Consider the following 15,908-nt stretch of genomic DNA (forward strand, 5'->3'; position numbering starts at 1 on the left):
GATCATCGGCAACGTCTTCGGGTTCAAGGCGCTCAAGGCGCTGCGGCTCGAGGACATGCGGATCCCGCTGCACTACCTCAAGACCTTCCCGGGCCCGCCGCACGGGATCGTGATGGAGCGCGAGTACCTCGACAAGTTCGGCCGCCCGCTGCTCGGCGCGACGGTCAAGCCGAAGCTCGGGCTGTCGGCCAAGAACTACGGCCGCGTCGTCTACGAGGCGCTGAGGGGCGGCCTGGACTTCACCAAGGACGACGAGAACATCAACTCGCAGCCGTTCATGCGCTGGCGTGACCGCTTCCTGTACTCGATGGAGGGCGTCAGCCGCGCGTCGGCCTCCAGCGGGGAGATCAAGGGTCACTACATGAACGTGACGGCGGCCACGATGGAGGACATGTACGAGCGCGCCGAGTTCGCCAAGGAGCTCGGCTCCGTCATCATCATGATCGACCTGGTGATCGGCTATACCGCGATCCAGTCGATGGCGAAATGGGCGCGCCGGAACGACATGATCCTGCATCTGCACCGCGCCGGGCACTCGACCTATACGCGGCAGCGCAGCCACGGTGTCTCGTTCCGCGTCATCGCCAAATGGATGCGGCTGGCCGGCGTCGATCACATCCATGCCGGCACCGTGGTCGGCAAACTGGAAGGCGATCCGGCGACGACGCGCGGCTACTACGACATCTGCCGCGAAGACCACAATCCGATGCGGCTCGAACATGGCGTGTTCTTCGAGCAGGACTGGGCCAGCCTCAACAAGCTGATGCCGGTGGCCTCCGGCGGCATTCATGCCGGCCAGATGCATCAACTGCTCGATCACCTCGGCGAGGACGTGATCTTGCAGTTCGGCGGCGGCACCATCGGCCATCCGATGGGCATCCAGGCCGGCGCGACCGCCAACCGCGTGGCGCTTGAGGCGATGATCTTCGCCCGCAACGAGGGCCGCGACTATCTGCACGAAGGCCCGGAGATTCTGGCCAAGGCCGCGCAGACCTGCACGCCGCTGAAATCGGCGCTGGAAGTCTGGAAGAATGTCACCTTCAACTACGAGTCCACCGATACGCCGGACTACGTCCCCACCGCCAGCGTGGCCATGTAAGGAGCACTGTGATGCGCGTCACCCAAGGATGCTTTTCTTTTTTGCCCGATCTCACCGACGAGCAGATCACCAGGCAGGTGCAATACTGCTTGGCGAATGGCTGGGCGGTGAATATTGAATTCACCGACGACCCGCACCCCCGCAATAATTTCTGGGAAATGTGGGGGCTGCCGATGTTCGATCTGCGCGACGCCGCCGGCGTGCTGATGGAACTCACCGAATGTCGCAAGGTCTATGGCGACCGCTATATCCGGCTGTCGGCCTTCGATAGCAGCCATGGCTGGGAATCGGTGCGGCTGTCCTTCATCGTCAACCGGCCGAAGGTCGAGCCCGGCTTCCGGCTCGAACGCCATGAAGTGGCCGGCCGCAATATCCGCTACACCACCAAATCCTACGCGGTCGATCTTCCCGAAGGCCAACGCTACGGTGGATCATGAGCGCGCTCGCTGAAGCGGACAGCGCGCCGCCGGAGCAGATCGACCTGCGCCGCGAATTCAACGAGGTCGGCATCGGCGAGGTGCTGGAAGGGCTCGACCGCGAATTGATCGGGCTGAAGCCGGTCAAGACGCGAATCCGCGAGATCGCGTCGCTGCTGCTGATCGAGCGAATCCGCAAGCGCATGAACCTGACGTCGGAAGTGCCGACGCTGCACATGTCGTTCACCGGCAATCCCGGCACCGGCAAGACCACGGTGGCGCTGCGCATCGCCAGCATTTTGCACCGGCTCGGCTTTGTCCGGCGCGGGCAGGTGGTGTCGGTGACCCGCGACGAACTGGTCGGGCAATATATCGGCCACACCGCGCCGAAGACGAAGGAGATACTCAAGAAGGCGATGGGCGGGGTGCTGTTCATCGACGAAGCCTACTATCTGCACCGGCCGGACAACGAGCGCGACTACGGCCAAGAGGCCATCGAGATCCTGCTGCAGGTGATGGAGTCGCAGCGCGAGGATCTCGTCGTGATCCTCGCCGGCTATGGCGACCGCATGGACAAGTTCTTCGCCAGCAATCCCGGCTTCCGCTCGCGGATCGCGCATCACATCGATTTTCCGGACTATTCCGACGACGAATTGTTCGCCATCGCCGATCGGATGCTGCACGAGATGAACTATCGCTTTACGCCGCAGTCCCGCGAGGCCTTCGTGCGCTACATCGCGCTGCGCAAGACGCAGCCGCTGTTCTCCAATGCCCGCTCGATCCGCAACGCGCTGGACCGCATCCGGCTGCGCCAGGCCAACCGCCTGGTCGCCGATCTCGATCGCGTGCTGACATCAGACGACATCATGTCGATCGAGCCATCGGATGTGCTGGCCAGCCGGGTGTTTGGAGTAGTTCAAAATAGGCAGGCTTGAGGGCTTCTAAGGCAGCTGTCCCGAAATCGGTTGAGCGAGTCCCGCGCACCTCCTAGAAATTCGCGGGGTCGCAAAGGACACGCGAATGACGATGCCGCAGCAGATCAAGGTCTCGGATATCACCGACGAAAGCTCCGCACAGACCTATCTCGATCAGATGGTGATGACGACCTTCTGCCGCGTGCTCGATACGTCGCGGTTGCCGCCGGTGGTGGTGATGCGCCTGCTGGCGAGCGCGCTGGGCACTACCTATCGCGAGGTCGCCGTCGCGCACCAGGACGGGCAATGCCCGTGCGGCTGGTGCCCGCTGCCGGCAATCGATATCGAGACGCTGCGCGCGTCGCTGGAAGATGCGGCGGCGCTGAAGCGCGCCGACGATCTGGGGACGATGGCAGTCGCCGGAAGGGCTTAGAGAATCTTCCGATTGAACGGACCCACACCCCCGTCATTGCGAGCCAGCGAAAATCGCCGAAGGCGACTTTCGCTGGGCGAAGCAATCCAGAAAGCCACAAGCGAAGGCTGGATTGCTTCGTCGCAAGGGCTAAGAGGACAGCAGGCGAGCCAGCTTTCCTTGACCTCTCAATGACGCCTGCGGCTGACTCGAGTCGTCTCAAAGAGAAAATGCTCTAGGCGGCGTGGACAAATCCCACATGCCACGGTTGCCCTTCAAGCGCCCCCGGGGCGGGCAGGGAGCGAGGCGCGAAGCCGACGGTGGAGTGGCCCTCCGTCAAGGCCGAGCAACGCTGCCAAGGCCGCCGCTTCGATAGGGGCCTTGGTCGACGAATTTTCGAGGAGGGTTCGAGCTTCCTTTTCGTTCCTTCGTCACTACGACGAAACCCGAACCCTCCTCAATTTATAAACCGACATGCTATTATAGACGATGATGGATCAGAGATGTCGTCAAGACCTGATGAAAGAGAGCAGGTCGGGGTTGAGGACATCCGCATGTGTGGTTAGCATGCCATGGGGGTAGCCGGGATAAGTCTTCAGCGACCCCTGCTTAAGCAGGTCGACCGCACGCGGCACGGAACTTGCGAACGGGACGACTTGATCAGCCTCGCCATGCATCACCCGCACCGGCACGGTGATCTTCTTGAGGTCTTCGGTATAATCTTCGAGCCAAGAATCGACAGTCGCGTAGTGAGCGAGGGCACCGCCGGCCATGCCCTGGCGCCACCAGTTCGCGATGACTGCCTCCGAAGGCTTGGCCCCGTCTAGGTTGTAGCCGTAGAACGGATTCTCAGGAACGAAACGGAAGAACTCCGCCCGGTTGCCCAGCACGCCTGCCCGGATCGCTTCGAACCACTCCGGCGGTTGACCGGACGGGTTGTCCTCGCTCCGATACATGTTCGGCGTCAATGAAGCGACCAGCACCGCCTTCGCCACGCGCTCCTGGTGGCGCGCGACATAGCGAGCCACCTCACCGCCACCTGTCGAGTGCCCGATATGGATCGCGTCGCGCAGGTCGAGGTGTTCAGTCAAGGCCGCGAGGTCGGCAACCCAGTGGTCCATGTCGTTGCCGGTGCTGGGCTGGTCGGACCGGCCGTGGCCGCGCCGGTCGTGGGCGATGACCCGGTAGCCGTGGCGAAGGAAGAAGGTCATTTGGGCGTCCCAGTCGTCCGCCGACAGCGGCCAGCCGTGGCTGAAAACGATCGGCTGACCTGATCCCCAATCCTTGTAGAAGATGCTCACGCCGTCTGTAGTAGTGATGGCAGGCATTGTTCAGCTCCTTTCAATTAGCCGCGGATGAGAGTCATCGCTCGCTGGCGCGGCGTTCCAGCGATGATCCGGTAAATCAAAATGACCAGTCGCCTATTAATTGGCCAAAATGTTTAGATCAGCAAAGAGGGTAAAACAAAGCGCTCGAAGCTGTCGAAGGGCGCCCGGCTACGTTCGACCTTGGCCCGCATGACCGCCCCTTCGAACGTGTCGATTAGCGCGACGGCGAGCTGCCCGGAATCCTTTCCGGCCGACAATTCCCCTTTGCTCGCCGGCACCTGGGGCGCCGGATCGGTTGCCGCCCGTGGTGGTGATGCGCCTGCTGGCGAGCCCGCTGGGCACTACCTATCGCGAGGTCGCCGTCGCGCACCAGGACGGGCAATGCCCGTGCGGCTGGTGCCCGCTGCCGGCGATTGATATCGAGACGCTGCACGCGCCGCTGGAAGACGCGGCGGCGCTGAAGCGCGCCGACGATCTGGGGACGATGGCAGTCGCCGGAAGGGCTTAGCCCTGCGCGGCGAACGACCCGGCGTTGCGGGTTTGCCGCCGTGAAGCGCTCGATTTCGATGCTGTAACCGTTCATAAGCTCGTCATGGGCCGCGCAGGCCAGCCGCGCGTAGCGCGCGGTTCTGCGACGGTCGCCCGCCCGAGTGAGTTTCATGACGTCTTCCATCATGCTGCCCGGCGTCCGCCGCGGCACGATCCCGGTCATGGCGGCGGCGTGCTCCGTCATGGTCGGCAACATCTATGTGTGTCAGCCGCTGCTGGCGCAGATCGCCGAGAGTTTTGGCGTTCCGGAACGAACCTCGTCGCTGGTGGCGGTCGCCACCCAGATTGGCTACGCGTTCGGCATTCTGCTGGTGGTGCCGCTGGCCGACATGGCGCAGCCGGCGCGGTTGGTGCGCTGGCTGCTGGGGCTGACCGCGCTCGGCCTCGCGGCGGCGGCGCTGGCGCCGAACATTCCGCTGCTGCTGGTGGCGTCCCTGTGCTTTGCACCGGTGACGGTGGTAGCGCAGGTGCTGATCCCGCTGGCGACTTCGCTGGCGCTGCCGGAGAACCGCGGGCGGATCATCGGCGCGCTGTCCACCGGCCTGGTGCTGGGCATCCTGCTGTCGCGGACCATCTCCGGCATCGTGGCGCAGTCCGCCGGCTCGTGGCGTGCCTCCTATGCGCTCGCCGCGGCGCTGACCGTGGCGCTGTTCTTCATCCTGCCGCGCTTCATGCCGGCACGGCGCCGCGACCTCCTGACGACACGCTACCGCGACCTGCTGGCGTCGTTGCCGGCGCTGCTTCGGCACCGGCCGTTACTGCTCTCGATGGGGATGAATTTCTTCGCCTTCGGCGCCTTCTCGGCGTTCTGGTCGACGTTGGCGTTCCATCTGGGAACGCCGCCGTTCGGCCTTGGCCCGGCCGCCGCCGGCCTGTTCGGCCTGTGGGGCGCGCCCGGCGCGCTGCTGGCGCCGATGGCCGGGCGGCTGTCGGATCGCTGGGGTTCTGCGCCGGTCAATGTGCTGGCGCTCAGTGTGGCGGCTGTCAGCTTCCTGGTCGCGGGTACCTGGGGCGCCGGTTCGGTGGCCGGTCTCGTGGTCGCGGTGAACCTGCTCGATTTCGGCATCCAGAGCGGCCAGGTCGCCAACCAGACCCGGATCTTCGGCCTCGGCGCGGAAATCCGCGGCCGGCTCAACACGCTTTACATGACCGCTTCCTTCGTTGGCGGCGCGCTTGGCGCGCTGGCGGGTGGCTTGGCCTGGACGGCCGCGGGCTGGACCGGCGTCTGCTGGCTCGGCGGTGGTGTGATCGGTATCTCGGCGCTGTTGCTGTTGATAGGCACGGTCGCCGGCCGGCGCTGAATCAATCGGCACGTCGCATAGATTCGCGCCTTGCGTGCGGTGCGGCATCGGTTACATAGAGCCTGTCCGACAGACGATGTGGGAGAGACCGCCGCGGCTTAAGGCCAGCGTCGGCGCCGAAGGAGCAACCCCCCGGGAAACTCTCAGGCACCAGGGACCGCACCGTTGGACAATCTGGAGAGAGACGCTTCGCGCGTCCACCGAAGGGGAAGTCTGCCGCTCGCAGATCAAGCTCTCAGGTACCGTGACAGATGGGGATAGCCGACCTGGACCATGTCCGGGTCATGTCGCCCTGCTGCACGAAAGAGAACCACTGTGTCCCATATTGCCGTGATCGGCGCCGGTATCACCGGCGTGACGACCGCCTATGCCCTGATCGAAAAGGGCCACACCGTCACCGTGTTTGATCGCCACCGCTACGCCGCGATGGAAACCTCCTATGCCAATGGCGGCCAGCTCTCCGCCAGCAATGCCGAAGTCTGGAATCACTGGTCGACGGTGATCAAGGGCCTTGGCTGGCTGTTCCGCCGCGACGCGCCGCTGTCGCTGAACCTCGCGCCGAGCTGGCACAAGTATTCCTGGCTGGCTGAATTCGTCGGCAACATCCCGAACTACCGCGCCAACACCATCGCCACCACGCGCCTCGCCATCGAGGCGCGGCAACACCTGCTGGCGATGGCCGAAAAGGCCGGCATCGATTTCAATGTCGAGCAGCGCGGCATCCTGCACATCTACCACAGCGAAAAGGACTTCGAGACCGCCGCGAAAGCCAACGCGCTGCTGCAGGAAGGCGGCCTGACGCGCACGGCGGTCGCGGCCGACCAGATCCGCGGCATCGAGCCGGCGCTGCAGGGCAGCTACTTCGGCGGCTTCTTCACGCCGTCGGACTTCACCGGCGACATCCACAAGTTCACCCGCGGGCTGATGGCCTATTGCGAACGCATGGGCGTGAAATTCGTGGGCGATGCCGATGTGTCGAACATGGCCGCCTCCGGCGACGGCGTCGATATCGGCTGGTCCCGCGCCGGCGAAACGCAGTTGCACAAGACCCATGTCGATGGCGTCGTGATCTGCGCCGGTGTCGCCAGCCGTCGTCTGGCGGCGATGCTCGGCGACCGCGTCAACATCTATCCAGTGAAGGGCTATTCGATCACGGTCGAGCTCGACGACGAGGATACCCGCGCGGCGGCGCCGTGGGTCAGCCTGCTCGACGACAAGGCCAAGATCGTCACCAGCCGGCTCGGAGCCAATCGCTTTCGCGTCGCCGGCACCGCTGAATTCAACGGCGCCAACCGCGACATCCGTGCCGATCGCGTACAGCCTCTGATCGACTGGACGCGAAAACTGTTTCCCGGGATCAACACCAGCCGGGTGATTCCGTGGAGCGGATTGCGGCCGATGATGCCCGACATGATGCCGCGCGTCGGCCCCGGCCGGAAACCGCGGGTGTTCTACAACACCGGCCACGGCCATCTCGGCTGGACGCTGTCGGCGGCCACGGCGCAGATCGTCGCCGACCAGGTGTCGGTGGCCGTGCCCGTATAACACCCGACGGCAGGGCGACAACGTCTCCCCGTCATGGCCGGCGGATACCGGCCATCCACGTCCGCGCGTGACATCGTGGATGGCCGGGAAGAACCCGGCCATGAAGGAGTGCTGGGCGTCGCCTGCGAGACCGAAAATCCCGCAGCAGGCGCACAAGTCTTGCGGCGAAACCGTGGCAGGATTTTTGCGCCTTCCAAAGGTGTAAATCCTTTAAACCTAAAGTAACTTGGCCCGATCCTTGAATGGCGTGTCCATCTGGATCGGTGCAAAGTGACCTCATGACCTCGACGTCCCCATTAAAAAAGACCGCGACCACCACCCCTGTGTGGCGCGAGGTGGCACGCGCCATTGCCGACATCGGGGCGAAGCGCTGCTTCGGCCTGGTCGGCGGCGCCAACTTCAAGGTGACGCTCGGCCTCACCGAGCTTGGCGTCGAGTTCGTCGCCGCGCGCCACGAAGGCGGCGCGGTGTCGATGGCCGATGTCGCGGCACGGCTGACGCGCGATCTCACGGTGGTCAGCGTCACCGCGGGGCCGGGCCTCACCAACGCCATCACCGGAATCGGCGAATGCGCCAAGAGCGACACGCCGCTGCTGGTGCTGGCCGGCGACGTGGTGACCGGCGATACGCAATCGGCCTTCGCCTTTAAGCAGTCCGAACTGGTGCATGCGGTCGGCGGCATCTGGCGCCAGATCGCCGATCCCGAAACCGCCTATGCCGATACGTGGCAGGCCGCCTCGTTGGCGTTGCGTGCGCGCAAGCCCGTGGTGCTGAGCCTGCCAGTCAATGTGCAGGAAGTGATGGTCGTTGCGCCGTTCGGGAAAAAGCATCCGCCGGTCACAGCAAACCCCCCGCTCAATGCCGCGAAGCTCGAAGAACTCGTCGCCACCATCAGAGCGTCGAAGAAGCCGCTGATTCTGGCGGGTCACGGCGCCGTGGTCGCGGATGCCGAACCGCTGCTGATCGCGCTGGCCGACCGGCTCGGCGCGCTGGTTGCAACCTCGGTGCAGGCCCATGGCATGTTCTCCGGCCATCCGTGGAATCTCGGCATTGCCGGCGGCTTCTCGTCGCCGGCCGCGGCCGAACTGATCGCGCAGAGCGACATGATCCTGGCGTTCGGCATGTCGCTGAACATGTGGACCACCAAGAAGGGCAAGCTGATTTCGGAGGTTGCTCAGCTCGTACAGATCGACGTCGAGAAAGGCCGCATCGGCGTGCACCGCCCGGTCGATCTCGAACTGGAAGGCGACGCGGCCGCCGTGGCCACGGCCGTGCTGGCGGCGCTGGGCGGGGATGGCGCGGACGCAGGCTGGCGCACACCTGCCGTAGCGGAGGTCATGAAGACCAGGAGCAATCGCCAACTGGCCTATGATGACACCAGCGACGCCGAGCACATCGACCCGCGCACGCTGAGCAAGGCGGTGGACGACATTCTGCCGAAGCACCGCACCATCGTTGTCGATGGCGGGCATTTTGTCGGCTGGGTGGCGCGCTATCTCTCTGTGCCGGACTATCGCGGCTGGTGCATCCCGATCGCTTTTCAGTCGATTGGCCTTGGCCTTGCTGGCGCGATCGGCGCGGCGGTGGTGCAGCCGGATCGGCTGACGGTGCTCGCCGTCGGCGACGGCGGCTTCCTGATGGCGATCGCCGAGCTGGAAACCGCGGTGCGGTTGAAAAAGCGCATCTGCATTTTTATCTACAATGACAGCGCCTACAGCGCCGAGGTGCATCACTTCGTCCCGGAAGGCTATTCCGCGGCGATGGCGCAATTCCCGGTGACCGATTTCGCGGCGATCGCCCGCGGCTACGGCGCCGACGGCGTGGTGGTGCGCACGCTGGCCGATCTCGCCCCGCTGCAGCGCTGGGTCGATGATGGCGCGCAGGGCGTTTTCGTCGTCGATGGCCGGATCAATCCGGCGCTGGTCGCCGACTGGTACCGCGATCTATTTGGTGCGGCGAATTTGTAGTTGAGCGGGCTTTCTTTCTTCCTTCTCCCCTTGTGGGAGAAGGTGGCGCGGCGTAGCCGCGTCGGATAAGGGGTATTGCCGGGCGACGGAGCTTGTGGCTACCCCTCATCCGGCCGCGCTGCGTGCGGCCACCCTCTCCCACAAGAGGAGAGGGAAGAAGAGTCCCTCTTGCATCGTCAAATTCCCGCCACCATCTGACATCGCGAAGGACAATCGCCATGTTGGATTTTACAAACGAACGTTTCGACGACAGACCGTCGTCATCCTCATCTGAAACTCCCGTCAACGACGCCGCGTTGCTCGACGCCTATTCCAAGGCCGTGATCTCGGTCACCGAACGCGTTGGCCCTGCGGTAGTCCGCGTCGAGACCGGTTCGCGCGACGCGAAGACGCGCGAGCGTGGCGGCATGGGCTCGGGCATCGTGATCTCGCCGGACGGGCTGGTACTGACCAACAGCCATGTGGTCGGCAGTTCCAAACAGATCCGGCTGCGCGATACCGAAGGCATCGTCACCGATGCCCGCGTGCTTGGCGTCGATCCCGACACTGATTTGGCGCTGCTGCGCGCCGATGGCGCGCGCGATCTGCAGTACGCCTCGCTTGGCAATTCCAAGAGCCTGCGCCGCGGCCAACTGGTGGTGGCGATAGGCAATCCGCTCGGCTTCGAGTCGACGGTCACCGCCGGCGTCGTCTCGGCGCTGGGCCGTTCGATCCGCTCGGTCAGCGGCCGCAACATCGAGGACGTGATCCAGACCGACGCCGCGCTCAACCCCGGCAATTCCGGCGGCGCGCTGGTGTCGTCGGCGGGCGAGGTGATCGGCATCAATACTGCGATCATCCAGGGCGCGCAGGGCATCTGCTTTGCGGTCGCCAGCAACACCGCGCAATTCGTGCTGTCGGAGATCATCCGCCATGGCTATGTGCGCCGCGCCCATATCGGTGTGTCCGGCCAGACCGCGCCGATTCCGCGAAGGCATGCGGTGATCGCCGGCGTCGAGAACAAGATGGGCGCGCTGCTGCAGCAGATCGAGCCGGACAGCCCGGCGGCGAAGGCCGGACTGTTGCCCGGCGACGTGGTGATCCGGCTGGACGGCGTGGACGTCAACGGCGTCGACGACCTGATCCGGATTCTGGATCGCGACAGGATCGATCGCACACTGGCGATGGACGTGCTGCGGATGGGCCGTCTGCGCGGGATCGATATTCATCCGGTGGAGCGGAAGAGGGCGGCTCGCACTTAACCTCTCCCCGCTCTGCGCGGGGAGAGGTCGCGCGCTCTTGCGCGCGGGTGAGAGGCGAGGCACTTACGAAGTTGCTTTGCGGCTGCGAGGTCAAAAGGCTTTGTGACTCCACACTGATCTTTGGCGACGACTGCAGCGCGTCGCCCCTCACCCGGACGACAACGACGCTTCGCGCCGTTATCGTCCGACCTCTCCCCGCAAGGCGGGGAGAGGTTAAGTAAGTGCCACCGCGCCCGCTTCCACGTTGGCCAGCCATGTCTTCGCCACCGTCAGATCGGCTTGCGACAGCTGATGCCCGACCGGCAGCGTGCGGTGTTCGACCGCAGCACCCGCCTTGGTCAGCATCAAAGCCAGCGCCGCCGAATTGCTCGGCGGGATGATCGGATCGGATTGCCCCGATACGATCAGCACCGGTCTGCCGAACAGGTCCGCCTTCGGCGCCTCGCGCAGCGGCACCATGGCCCGCAGCAGCACCGCGCCCGCCAACGCCTCCGGTCGCAGCAGCAACATCGCCGCGGCGATATTGGCGCCGTTTGAATAGCCCAGCGCGATCGGTTCCGCGAGGTCGTAACGCTGGCGCGCCTCGGTCACGAAGTCCGCGAGATCATTGGCGCGCCGGATCACGTCGTCCTCGTCGAACACGCCCTCGGCCAGCCGGCGGAAGAACCGCGGCATACCGTGCTCCAGCACTTTGCCGCGCACCGAGAGCAGCGCACCGCCCGGTGCGATGGCTTCGCCCAGCGGCAGCAGGTCGTTCTCGTCGCCGCCGGTGCCGTGCAGCAGCAGCAGGGGGGCTGCTTCGCGCCGGTTGCCCGGCGCGAAGCGATGAATATGGGAGAGGTCGTTCGTCATCACGCGGTTTCCTTGTCCAGCGACGGCAGCACCTTCTCGATTTCGGCGCGATGCTTCTCCAGGAACGCCGGCAGCTTCAGGTGCTCGCCGAGGGATTCGACGGGTTCGTCCACGGCAAAGCCGGGAACGTCGGTGGCGATCTCGAACAGGATGCCGCCGGGTTCGCGGAAGTACACCGAACGGAAGTAGTTGCGATCCTTCTGCTCGGTCGGGTGCTGGCCGTGCTTCTCCACCAGTTTTCGCGACATCGCGGCCTGGTCGGCGTCATCGAGCGCGCGGAACGCGACGTGATGTACCGAGCCCGCGCCCTGCCGGCCCGGCAGGAAGCCGCCGGCCTCGTAGATATCGACGATGCCGCCATTCACGGCGTCCGCCTTCAGCCGGATGATGGAGCCTTCGCGGCCGGTCTCGGCAAAGCCGAACACGTCGGTGAGGATCGCGCTGGTCTTCTCGGCCTTCTCCAGCAGCAGCGTGACGCCGTGGAAGCCGCGGATCGCGTGCTCCGCCGGCACATCGCCATTGCTCCAGCCGGCCTCGTCTTCCGCGCCGGGAATGCCGACCAGCGCCAGGCTCATGCCGTCGGGATCGGTGAACGGCAGCACGGACTCGCCAAAACGCTTTTCCAGCGCTTCATGGGCAATGCCCTTTTCGATGAAGCGATGGGTCCAGTAGCCGAGCGAGCGAGCGGGGACGCGAAAGGCGGTCTGCTGGGTCTGGCCGACGCCGCCGCGGCCGGGCGCGGCATTCTCCCACGGGAAGAAGGTCAGGATGGTGCCGGGATGACCGGCCTCGTCGCCGTAGTAGAAGTGGTAGGTGCCGGGATCGTCGAAGTTGACGGTCTTCTTGACGAAGCGCAGGCCCAGCGCCCGGGTATAAAAGTCGAAGTTTCGCACGGCGTTGCCGGCGATCGCGGTGACATGGTGGATGCCTGACATGGTTGGTCTCCTGGGTTCCGGAGGCGCTCCGCCTCCCGTTGCAGGGATAATTGGGTCGGCGCTGAAATAAGACAATCCGGCCTTTCATGGCATTACTGTCTATGATTTGATGACAATCATGGATAAACTCACCAGCCTGCGCGCCTTCGTCAAAGTGGTCGAACTCGGCAGTTTCTCGGAAGCCGGGCGGCAGTTGCGGCTGTCGCGCTCGGCGATCTCCAAATATGTCAGCGAACTCGAGCAAAGCCTCGGCGTGCAGTTGCTCAACCGCACCACGCGGCACGCCAGCCCGAATGAAAACGGCCAGGCCTATTTCGAACGCGCGCTGGCCGTGCTGGCCGACCTCGATGCCGCCGACCAAGCGGTGGCGCAGGCGCAGGCGACGCCGCGCGGGCTGCTGCGGGTCAATGCGCCGATGTCGTTCGGGACGCTGCAACTGGGGCCGGCGGTTGCGGATTTTATGGCTGATTATCCCGAGCTGCAGATTCACCTGGTTCTCAGCGACGATCAGGTCGATCCCACCCAGGGCGGCTTCGACGTCACGCTGCGGATCGCCGATCTGGAATCCTCCAGCCTGATCGCGCGAAAAATCGTGGGCATCGAGCGGGTGATCTGCGCGTCGCCGGGCTATCTTGAGGAACATGGCGTGCCGACGACGCCCGCCGAATTGCGCAAGCATGCGCTGCTGACCTACGGTTTCCTTCTCACCGGCAACCAGTGGAAGCTGACCGGGAGGGATGGCGATCACTGGATCCAGCCAAGCTGGAACCTGTGCGTCAACAATGCGGAAGTGCTGCGCGACGCGGCCATCAAGGGCAGGGGCGTGGCGCTGCTGCCGACCTTCATCGCCGGCGATGCGCTGCGCGAAGGTGCGCTGCGCAGTTTCCTCGGCGACTACAAGGCGCCGCCGCTGACGCTCTATGCGATCTATCCGCCGACCCGGCATCTCGCGGTCAAGGTGCGGCTGTTCATCGACTTCCTGGTGGCGCGGTTTGCCGGCGTGCCGAAGTGGGATGTGTGAGTTTTGCGCGGAAGGTGCAACATACTCCGTGTCGTCCCCGCGAAGGCGGGGACCCATAACCACGATCGGTTGTGTTTTGTAAGAAGCCGCTGGCCGTTGATCTCAACGAGAGGACGGAGGCTATGGGTCCCCGCCTTCGCGGGGACGACTCGCGTAGAGTGCTACCGCCACATGCCCCGCATCCTTGCGCCGATATCGACGCGAACGCCGTCGCTGGCGGCGCGTGCGGCGGCGGCCACAGATAGCGGCCAACTGGTGCGTTCGAACAGATGCAGCAGCCGGTCCGGGATGAACCGCGTGCGCGAGGCATAGACGTGGCGGTCGCCCTGCGGGTTCTGGCCATAGGTGAAAAAGCGCTGCGGCACCATCAGATGCAGCTCGTCCTTGGCGCGGGTCATCGCCACGTAGAGCAGGCGGCGTTCTTCCTCCAGTTCGGCTGACGTGCCGGTGCCGAGATCGGACGGCATGCAGCCATCGACGACATTGAGCACATAGACCGATTTCCACTCCTGCCCCTTGGCGGAATGGATGGTGGAGAGGATCAGATAGTCTTCGTCGAGCAAGGGTACGCCGGCCTGGTCGCTGGTGGCGTCGGGCGGATCGAGCGTGAGTTCGGTGAGGAAGCGTTCGCGCGACGGATAACCGGACGCGATCTGCTCGAGCTGGATCAGGTCAGCGCGGCGCGTGGGGGAATCCTCGTGGATGCGGTCGAGATGCGGCTCGTACCACAACCGCGCCAGTTCAAGCTCGGCGGGCCAGCCGGCGCGGCCGGAGCGCAGCTCGGTGACCACTTCGACGAAGCCGCGCCAGTCGTCGCTGGCGCGCTTCGGTGCAGGAGTGTCCACCAGCGCGCCGATCGGATCGGCGGCGACGGTCATGTGATCGAGCGCGCGCTGCGCCGAGGCCGGGCCGACGCCGGGCAGCAACTGCATCAGGCGGAAGCCGGCGACGCGATCACGCGGGTTTTCGACGAAGCGCAGCAGCGCCAGCACGTCCTTGATATGCGCGGCATCGAGGAATTTCAGGCCGCCGAATTTGACAAAGGGAATGTTGCGCCGGGTCAGCTCCACTTCCAGCGGACCGGAATGCGAGGACGTGCGGAACAGCACCGCCTGCTGCTTCAGCAGCGTGCCGCTCTCGCGGTTATCCAAGATGCGCTCGACAAGGCAGCGCGCCTGGTCGGTCTCGTCGCGCACGGTGACGAGCTGCGGCTTGATGCTCGACGTCCGGTCGGTCCAGAGATTCTTGGTGAAGCGCTCGCGGGCGAGATCGATCACGCCATTGGCCGCGGCCAAGATGGTTTGCGTCGAACGGTAGTTGCGATCCAGCGTGATGATGTCGGCGGGCGGCGAGAACTGCTTTGGGAAATCCAGGATGTTGCGCACGGTGGCGGCGCGAAACGAATAGATCGACTGCGCGTCGTCGCCGACCACGGTGAGGCCGTGGCCGCCGGGCTTGAGTCCCAGCAGGATCGACGACTGCAACCGGTTGGTGTCCTGGTATTCATCGACCAGCACGTGGTCGAAGCGTCCGCCGATGTCGGCGGCCAGCAGCGGCTCGGCCATGGTCTGCGCCCAGTACAACAGCAGGTCGTCGTAATCGAGCACGTTCTGTTTCTGCTTGGCCTCGACATAGCCCGCGAACAGTTCGCGCAGTTCGGCGGCCCAGCCGGCGCACCACGGAAAATTCGCGCCGAGCACCTGATCGAGTTCGGTCTCGGCGTTGACGCAGCGCGAGTAGATCGCGAGGCAGGTGCCCTTGGTGGGAAACCGGCTTTCGGTTTTCGAAAAGCCCAGCTCGTGCCGCACCAGGTTCATCAGGTCGGCGGAATCCTCGCGGTCATGAATCGTGAAGGCCGGATCGAGGCCGATCTGTTCGGCATAGTCGCGCAACAGCCGCGCGCCAATGCCGTGAAAGGTGCCGGCCCAGGCCAGCGCGTCGGTCATGATGCCGGCCTTGTCGCCCATCACTTTTCGCGAAATGCGCTCGACGCGGCGGCTCATTTCGCTGGCCGCGCGTCGTGAAAAGGTCATCAGCAGGATGCGGCGCGGATCGGCGCCGTTGACGATCAGATGCGCGACGCGGTGCGCCAGTGTATTGGTCTTGCCGGAACCGGCGCCCGCAACGACCAGCAATGGACCCGCGGGGGTGCCACGTAACGGCACGCCGTGCTCGACGGCGCGGCGCTGTTCCGGATTCAGGGCATCGAGATAGTTGGTTTGCGCGAGCACGGTGGGATTCCGAAGTGACGAATCACGCTCGCTGATTCCCGCTTTGTTCGCAATGGCGGCGGGGGCGCTCCAGCCTCTCGGCCGTCGTCCCCGCGGA

The 15,908-nt window shown here is 64.8% G+C and carries 15 protein-coding genes and 1 riboswitch; of the genes, 10 read left to right on the forward strand and 5 right to left on the reverse strand.

The features are described from left to right. The 4 genes from JWR89_RS21410 to JWR89_RS21425 all read left to right on the forward strand — a co-directional run. The coding region (locus JWR89_RS21410) for a ribulose-bisphosphate carboxylase large subunit (protein ID WP_299719946.1) at positions 1 to 1,099 on the forward strand (1,099 nt) is incomplete at its 5' end. 11 nt (positions 1,100 to 1,110) lie between these two features. Beyond that, positions 1,111 to 1,536 carry a ribulose bisphosphate carboxylase small subunit gene (locus tag JWR89_RS21415; protein WP_299719949.1) on the forward strand — a complete coding sequence of 142 codons (426 nt, stop codon included), beginning with the start codon at positions 1,111 to 1,113 and terminating at the stop codon, positions 1,534 to 1,536. After that, positions 1,533 to 2,450 (forward strand): CbbX protein, encoded by a 918-nt coding sequence (cbbX, locus tag JWR89_RS21420; protein ID WP_299719951.1) that lies wholly within the window; start codon positions 1,533 to 1,535, stop codon positions 2,448 to 2,450. The genes JWR89_RS21415 and cbbX overlap by 4 nt, the downstream gene beginning before the upstream one ends. Positions 2,451 to 2,535: 85 nt before the next feature. Next, entirely contained in the window at positions 2,536 to 2,862 is a 327-nt protein-coding gene (locus tag JWR89_RS21425) for a hypothetical protein (protein ID WP_299719953.1), read from the forward strand. Between the two features lie 488 nt (positions 2,863 to 3,350). On the opposite strand, the gene JWR89_RS21430 is transcribed toward JWR89_RS21425, so the two are convergent. After that, complete coding sequence (locus tag JWR89_RS21430) at positions 3,351 to 4,169, reverse strand: alpha/beta hydrolase (protein WP_299719955.1); 819 nt, start codon at positions 4,167 to 4,169, stop codon at positions 3,351 to 3,353. A gap of 113 nt (positions 4,170 to 4,282) precedes the next feature. Further along, a complete protein-coding gene (locus tag JWR89_RS21435; protein ID WP_299719957.1) occupies positions 4,283 to 4,447 on the reverse strand; it encodes a TetR family transcriptional regulator C-terminal domain-containing protein in 165 nt (54 codons plus the stop codon). Positions 4,448 to 4,473: 26 nt separating this feature from the next. On the opposite strand from JWR89_RS21435, the gene JWR89_RS21440 reads away from it, so the two are divergent. From JWR89_RS21440 to JWR89_RS21460, 5 genes are all read left to right on the forward strand, one after another. Further along, positions 4,474 to 4,677 (forward strand): hypothetical protein, encoded by a 204-nt coding sequence (locus tag JWR89_RS21440; RefSeq protein ID WP_299719959.1) that lies wholly within the window; start codon positions 4,474 to 4,476, stop codon positions 4,675 to 4,677. 151 nt (positions 4,678 to 4,828) lie between these two features. Next, entirely contained in the window at positions 4,829 to 6,019 is a 1,191-nt protein-coding gene (locus JWR89_RS21445) for an MFS transporter (RefSeq protein ID WP_299719961.1), read from the forward strand. A 69-nt stretch (positions 6,020 to 6,088) separates the two neighbouring features. Next, positions 6,089 to 6,189: riboswitch (glycine riboswitch) on the forward strand. Positions 6,190 to 6,334: 145 nt separating this feature from the next. Next, positions 6,335 to 7,564 carry a D-amino acid dehydrogenase gene (locus JWR89_RS21450; RefSeq protein WP_299719963.1) on the forward strand — a complete coding sequence of 410 codons (1,230 nt, stop codon included), beginning with the start codon at positions 6,335 to 6,337 and terminating at the stop codon, positions 7,562 to 7,564. A gap of 278 nt (positions 7,565 to 7,842) precedes the next feature. Further along, on the forward strand, positions 7,843 to 9,531 hold the full coding sequence (locus JWR89_RS21455) for a thiamine pyrophosphate-binding protein (protein ID WP_299719965.1): 1,689 nt from the start codon (positions 7,843 to 7,845) through the stop codon (positions 9,529 to 9,531). A gap of 218 nt (positions 9,532 to 9,749) precedes the next feature. Continuing rightward, a complete protein-coding gene (locus JWR89_RS21460; protein ID WP_299719966.1) occupies positions 9,750 to 10,772 on the forward strand; it encodes a trypsin-like peptidase domain-containing protein in 1,023 nt (340 codons plus the stop codon). Between the two features lie 213 nt (positions 10,773 to 10,985). Here the strand turns inward: JWR89_RS21460 and JWR89_RS21465 are convergent, their stop codons facing one another. Both JWR89_RS21465 and JWR89_RS21470 read right to left on the reverse strand, forming a co-directional pair. Next, entirely contained in the window at positions 10,986 to 11,624 is a 639-nt protein-coding gene (locus JWR89_RS21465; RefSeq protein WP_299719967.1) for an alpha/beta hydrolase, read from the reverse strand. Next, positions 11,624 to 12,559, reverse strand: coding sequence for a ring-cleaving dioxygenase (locus tag JWR89_RS21470; RefSeq protein WP_299719968.1), 936 nt, complete (start codon positions 12,557 to 12,559; stop codon positions 11,624 to 11,626). Before JWR89_RS21470 ends, JWR89_RS21465 begins: the two co-directional genes overlap by 1 nt. A 118-nt stretch (positions 12,560 to 12,677) precedes the next feature. On the opposite strand from JWR89_RS21470, the gene JWR89_RS21475 reads away from it, so the two are divergent. Continuing rightward, positions 12,678 to 13,580, forward strand: a complete 903-nt coding sequence (locus JWR89_RS21475; protein WP_299719969.1) for a LysR family transcriptional regulator — start codon at positions 12,678 to 12,680, stop codon at positions 13,578 to 13,580. Positions 13,581 to 13,741: 161 nt separating this feature from the next. On the opposite strand, the gene JWR89_RS21480 is transcribed toward JWR89_RS21475, so the two are convergent. Beyond that, positions 13,742 to 15,811 (reverse strand): ATP-dependent helicase, encoded by a 2,070-nt coding sequence (locus JWR89_RS21480; protein WP_299719970.1) that lies wholly within the window; start codon positions 15,809 to 15,811, stop codon positions 13,742 to 13,744. Positions 15,812 to 15,908 lie beyond the last annotated feature (97 nt).

It is taken from the genome of Tardiphaga sp. (assembly GCF_028290785.1).
In the GTDB taxonomy this organism is placed as follows: Bacteria; Pseudomonadota; Alphaproteobacteria; order Rhizobiales; family Xanthobacteraceae; genus Tardiphaga.

Excerpts from the sequence above, each read along its gene's own strand:
- JWR89_RS21415 (WP_299719949.1), top strand. The coding sequence starts at position 1,111 with ATGCGCGTCACCCAAGGATGCTTTTCTTTTTTGCCCGATCTCACCGAC.
- cbbX (WP_299719951.1), top strand. The coding sequence starts at position 1,533 with ATGAGCGCGCTCGCTGAAGCGGACAGCGCGCCGCCGGAGCAGATCGAC.
- JWR89_RS21425 (WP_299719953.1), top strand. The coding sequence starts at position 2,536 with ATGACGATGCCGCAGCAGATCAAGGTCTCGGATATCACCGACGAAAGC.
- JWR89_RS21430 (WP_299719955.1), bottom strand. The coding sequence starts at position 4,169 with ATGCCTGCCATCACTACTACAGACGGCGTGAGCATCTTCTACAAGGAT.
- JWR89_RS21445 (WP_299719961.1), top strand. The coding sequence starts at position 4,829 with ATGACGTCTTCCATCATGCTGCCCGGCGTCCGCCGCGGCACGATCCCG.
- JWR89_RS21455 (WP_299719965.1), top strand. The coding sequence starts at position 7,843 with ATGACCTCGACGTCCCCATTAAAAAAGACCGCGACCACCACCCCTGTG.
- JWR89_RS21460 (WP_299719966.1), top strand. The coding sequence starts at position 9,750 with ATGTTGGATTTTACAAACGAACGTTTCGACGACAGACCGTCGTCATCC.
- JWR89_RS21465 (WP_299719967.1), bottom strand. The coding sequence starts at position 11,624 with ATGACGAACGACCTCTCCCATATTCATCGCTTCGCGCCGGGCAACCGG.
- JWR89_RS21470 (WP_299719968.1), bottom strand. The coding sequence starts at position 12,559 with ATGTCAGGCATCCACCATGTCACCGCGATCGCCGGCAACGCCGTGCGA.
- JWR89_RS21475 (WP_299719969.1), top strand. The coding sequence starts at position 12,678 with ATGGATAAACTCACCAGCCTGCGCGCCTTCGTCAAAGTGGTCGAACTC.